This window comes from Micrococcus sp. ACRRV, assembly GCF_022346985.1.
Taxonomy (GTDB): domain Bacteria; phylum Actinomycetota; class Actinomycetes; order Actinomycetales; family Micrococcaceae; genus Micrococcus; species Micrococcus porci.
The window spans coordinates 1-4,689 of record NZ_JAKRNH010000143.1 but is presented as its reverse complement, the minus strand read 5'-3'; the positions used below and the strand labels follow the sequence as shown (position 1 = coordinate 4,689).

The 4,689-nt window shown below is 74.7% G+C and carries 2 protein-coding genes, 1 tRNA gene and 1 pseudogene; all 4 read left to right on the top strand.

The features are described from left to right. Nucleotides 1-111: 111 nt before the first annotated feature. Nucleotides 112-1,872, top strand: a complete 1,761-nt coding sequence (locus MHY29_RS11260) for an AMP-binding protein (RefSeq protein WP_224355593.1) — start codon at nucleotides 112-114, stop codon at nucleotides 1,870-1,872. Nucleotides 1,873-2,115: 243 nt separating this feature from the next. Next, nucleotides 2,116-4,035, top strand: coding sequence for a S8 family serine peptidase (locus MHY29_RS11255; RefSeq protein WP_224355592.1), 1,920 nt, complete (start codon nucleotides 2,116-2,118; stop codon nucleotides 4,033-4,035). 92 nt (nucleotides 4,036-4,127) lie between these two features. Further along, nucleotides 4,128-4,201, top strand: a tRNA-Val gene (locus MHY29_RS11250). A 148-nt stretch (nucleotides 4,202-4,349) separates the two neighbouring features. After that, nucleotides 4,350-4,689, top strand: a pseudogene (locus MHY29_RS11245) (hypothetical protein); the annotation flags it as partial.

The following is a 4,689-nucleotide window of genomic DNA, read 5'->3' as shown; positions in this document are numbered from 1 at the left end:
GTCGTCGCCCGCCCCCGTGAAGGCCGGTTCACCGGGTCCCGTCCGGCCCCCGATCCCGCGGATCCCCGCCCTACTGTGTGATGCGTTCCACGTCCCACAGGAGGTCCACCCATGTCCGTCACCGCCCGACTGCGCGCCGCCCGCGACCTCCTCGTGGAGCACCAGCAGGACTACGCCGGCGCCCGGGCCGCGTTCGAGTGGCCCCGGTTCGAGACCGTGAACTTCGGCAGCGACTGGTTCGACGCCGTCGCCGCCACCCCCGAGCGGGCCGACCAGGACGCCCTGGTGATCGTCGAGGAGGACGGCACCGTCCTGCGCCGCAGCTACGCGCGGATGTCCGCGGACACGGACCGCGTGGCCGGCTGGCTCCAGCACCTCGGCGTGGGCCGAGGAGACACGGTGATCGTGATGCTCGACAACCAGGTCGAGCTCTGGGAGGCCATGCTCGCCTGCATGAAGATCGGCGCCGTGGTCATCCCCACCACCACGCAGCTGGTCGCCGCCGACCTGCAGGACCGCGTGGACCGCGCCGGCGCGCGATGGGCGATCGCCAACGCGGGCAACCTCGTCAAGTTCGCCGACGTCGTCGGGGACTGCACCCTGATCCACGTGCCCGGGGTCTACGCCTCCGAGGCCGAGCACGCCCTCCCGGAGGTCCCCGGCCACCCCGTCCACTCCTACGGCGACGCCGCCTCGTTCGCCGGCACGTGGTCCCTCGAGACGCCGACCTCCGCCGACGACCCGCTGCTGCTCTACTTCACCTCCGGCACCACGTCCCTGCCCAAGCTCGTGGAGCACACGCAGGCCTCCTACACCGTGGGGCACCTCTCGACGATGTACTGGGTGGGCCTGCGGCCCGGCGACGTCCACCTGAACGTGGCCTCCCCGGGCTGGGGCAAGCACGCCTGGTCCTCGTTCTTCGCCCCGTGGCTGGCCGAGGCCACGATCTTCGTGCTCAACTTCCGTCGGTTCGACGCGGCCACCCTCATGCGCGCGATGGACGAGGGCGGGGTGACGAGCTTCTGCGCCCCGCCCACCGTGTGGCGCATGCTCATCAAGGCGGACCTGACCCAGCTGCAGGCCCCGCCGCGCAACGCGATCTCCGCCGGAGAGCCGCTCAACGCCGCCGTGATCGACCAGGTGCAGCGGGGCTGGGGCGTGACCGTCCGCGACGGCTTCGGCCAGACCGAGTCCACCCTGCAGATCGCCAACACCCCCGGCCAGCGCGTGGTGATCGGCGCGATGGGCCGCCCACTGCCCGGCTTCGACATCGAGCTGCGCGACCCGCAGACCGGCGACCGCGTGGACGGCGAGGGGGAGGGAGAGATCTGCGTGGGGCTGGACCCCCGCCCCGTGGGCCTGTTCCAGCGGTACCACGGGGACCCGGAGAAGACCGCCGAGGCCTTCCGCGACGGCGTCTACCACACGGGGGACATCGCCCGCCGCGACGAGCACGGCATCTACACGTACGTGGGCCGCGCCGACGACCTGTTCAAGTCCTCGGACTACAAGCTCTCCCCGTTCGAGCTGGAGTCGGTGCTGATGACCCACCCGGCCGTGCTGGAGGCCGCCGTGGTCCCGGCGCCCGACGAGCTGCGCCTGTCCGTGCCGAAGGCGTTCGTGACGCTGGCCGCCGGTCACGAGCCGGGGGAGGAGGCGGCCCGGGCCATCCTCCAGCACGTCACGGACCGCGTCCCGGCGTACAAGCGCATCCGCCGCATCGAGTTCCGGCCCCTGCCCAAGACCGTCTCCGGCAAGGTGCGCAGGGTGGAGCTGCGCGCCGAGGAGGAGCAGCGCCGGGCCGGCGTCGCGGGGCTGGGGGTCGAGCACCGCGAGGAGGACCTCGGCATCCGCCGTCAGCGGCGCGCCTGAGGCCGCAGCCTGTGCGGCGCCCCTGACGAGGGGTCGGGTCTGCCCGATGGTGCCGCCCCGGACGGCACCATCGGCCAGGTCCGCGTGGCACCATCGGCCAGCGAGGCCTGGACCATCGGCCACACTTGCCGGAACGCCCTGGTCGGAGGCGGATGCGCGATCCTAGTGTGGTCCGGGTCACCCGGCGCCGGAGTCCCCGGTCGTCGTCGCATCGGTGGCCCCGCCCCCTCCCGAGGAGTTCCCGTGACCGCTCTGACCTCCCCCTCCGCCCGGCGCCGCGTCGGCTCCCTGCTCGCCGCCGCCGTGCTCGCGGGCACCGCGCTCACCGCCGCCCCGACCCTCGCCGCGGCCGAGCGCCCCGCCGAGCCGGCGCGCACCTCCCCGGCCGCCGCCGCGCCCCTGGCCGACCCGAACGCGGACGGCTACGACTCGTTCATCGTCACCTACCGGGAGACCGCCGCGAACAGCACCGCCCAGGGCCGCGCGAAGGCGTGGGGCAGGGCCGCCAGGGAGGCCGGCGTCAGCGTCAAGGAGCTGCGCGAGACCGCGCTGGGCTCCCGTGTGATCGCCACCGACGAGAAGCTCACGCAGGAGGAGTCCGCCGCGTTCATGGCCGACCTCCGGGCCTCCGGCGCCGTCGAGGCCGTGGAGCCCAACGTGATCATGACCCGGGCGGCGCTCTCGCCGGCGGACCCGTACTACGCCGACCAGTGGGGCTTCACCGGCGTCAACGGCATGCGCGTGCCGGGGGCGTGGGACGTGAGCACGGGCACCGGGGCCATCGTCGGCGTGATCGACACCGGCCAGACGGACCACGCGGACCTGAACGCCAACACCGTCCCCGGCTACGACTTCATCTCCGACGCCACCACCGCCCGGGACGGCGGCGGCCGCGACGCCGACCCGCGGGACGAGGGCGACTGGTACCTGGCGGGCGAGTGCGGCCAGTCCCGCGCCTCGAACTCGTCCTGGCACGGCTCGCACGTGGCCGGCACCGTCGCCGCCGTGGCGAACACCCAGGGCGTCGTCGGCGTCGCCCCGGGCGCGAAGGTCCAGCACGCGCGGGTGCTCGGCAAGTGCGGCGGCACCCTGGCGGACATCGCGGACGCCATCGTCTGGTCCTCCGGCGGCTCCGTCCCCGGCGTGCCGGCCAACCCGACCCCGGTGGATGTGATCAACATGTCCCTCGGCGGCCAGGGCACCTGCGGCACCACCTATCAGAACGCCATCAACGCGGCCGTGGGCCGCGGCGTGCCCGTGGTGGTCGCGGCCGGCAACGAGAACCAGTCCGCCGCCAACGCCCGCCCGGCCAACTGCCAGAACACCATCACGGTGGCCGCCACCGACGTGAACGGCAACCGCGCCTCGTACTCGAACTACGGCTCGGCCGTGGACGTCGCGGCCCCCGGCTCCGGCATCATCTCCACGGTGAACGCGGGCACGACGACGCCCACCGCCGGCGCCTACGCCCAGTACAACGGCACCTCCATGGCCACCCCCCACGTGGCGGGCACCGTCGCGCTGATGCTGGCGGAGGACGCCACGCTGACCCCCGCCGAGGTGGAGTCCTCCCTCAAGACGAACTCCCGTCCGATCCCGGGCGTGTGCGCCGAGGGCTGCGGCGCCGGGCTCGTCGACGCGGCCAAGACCCTCGCATCCCTGCGCGGCGGCACCACGGACCCCCACCCCGTGACCCCCGTCCCCGGCGCGGAGAAGCTCGTCAACGGCGGCTTCGAGAGCGGCCTGACCGGCTGGACCGCCACCGGCCGGGTGGCCGCCTCCTCCACGGCGGGCCTGTCCGCCACCGGCTCCCTCCACGCCGCGCTGAACGGCAAGGGCGGCACCAGCACGGCCACGCTGACCCAGAAGGCCGTCCTGCCGGCCGGCGCCGCCGCCACCCTGAGCTACGCCGTGCGCGTGGACTCCGCCGAGACCACCACGGCCCGCCAGTGGGACAAGCTCACGGTCTCCGTGAGCGACGGCGCCACGACCACCACCCTGAGGACCCACTCCAACCTGGACAAGGGCAGGGGCTACCTCGCCCAGGCGGCCGACCTCTCCGCCTACGCGGGCAAGACGGTGACGATCTCCTTCAGTGGGACGGAGGACGGCAGCGGCGCGACGACCTTCCGGATCGACGACGTCTCGGTGAAGGCCGGCTGACCCCGTCCGGGCCGGGCGGCGGATTTGCCCAGCGCGGCGGCGCGGTGTAGAGTCCTTCGAGTCGTCCGGCCCGGCAATGGGTCGTTCCGCCCGGATCTTTAGCTCAGTTGGTTAGAGCGTTCGCTTCACACGCGAGAGGTCGCTGGTTCGAGTCCAGTAAGATCCACCGCCGCAGGAAGGGCCCCCCGTCTCGGGGGGCCCTTCCTGCATTCCGGGGGCGTGATTGGATGGGGGCGGAGCCGCGTCGCGGCCCGGCCCAGGGGACCGGCCCCCTCGGGCCGGACAGGACCCCCAGGAAGGACCCGGTGAGGAGCGTGGATCCGCTGGCCCCGCAGGACGGCTCCCCGGAGGACGGCGGCGTCCCGCAGGGCGCCCGCCGAGCCGGCACCCGCCCGGACGCCGCCGGCTCCGCCCCGGCGGAGCCCGCCGTGCACGTCGCCCTGCTGCCGGTGCTCCGGCCCGCCGACGCGCGGACGCCCGCCGGGGCCTCCGACGGGGACGCGCCGGCCGGGGACGGGGTGGACCTGGCCGCCGCCCCCGCGCGGGAGCCCCCCCCCCCCGCCGGGGCCGGCCCGCGCGGCCCCCCCCACCCCGGGGGGCCGCGCCCCCCGGCCCCGCCCCACGAGGTCGGGCGGGACGGGGGCGGCCCCGGCG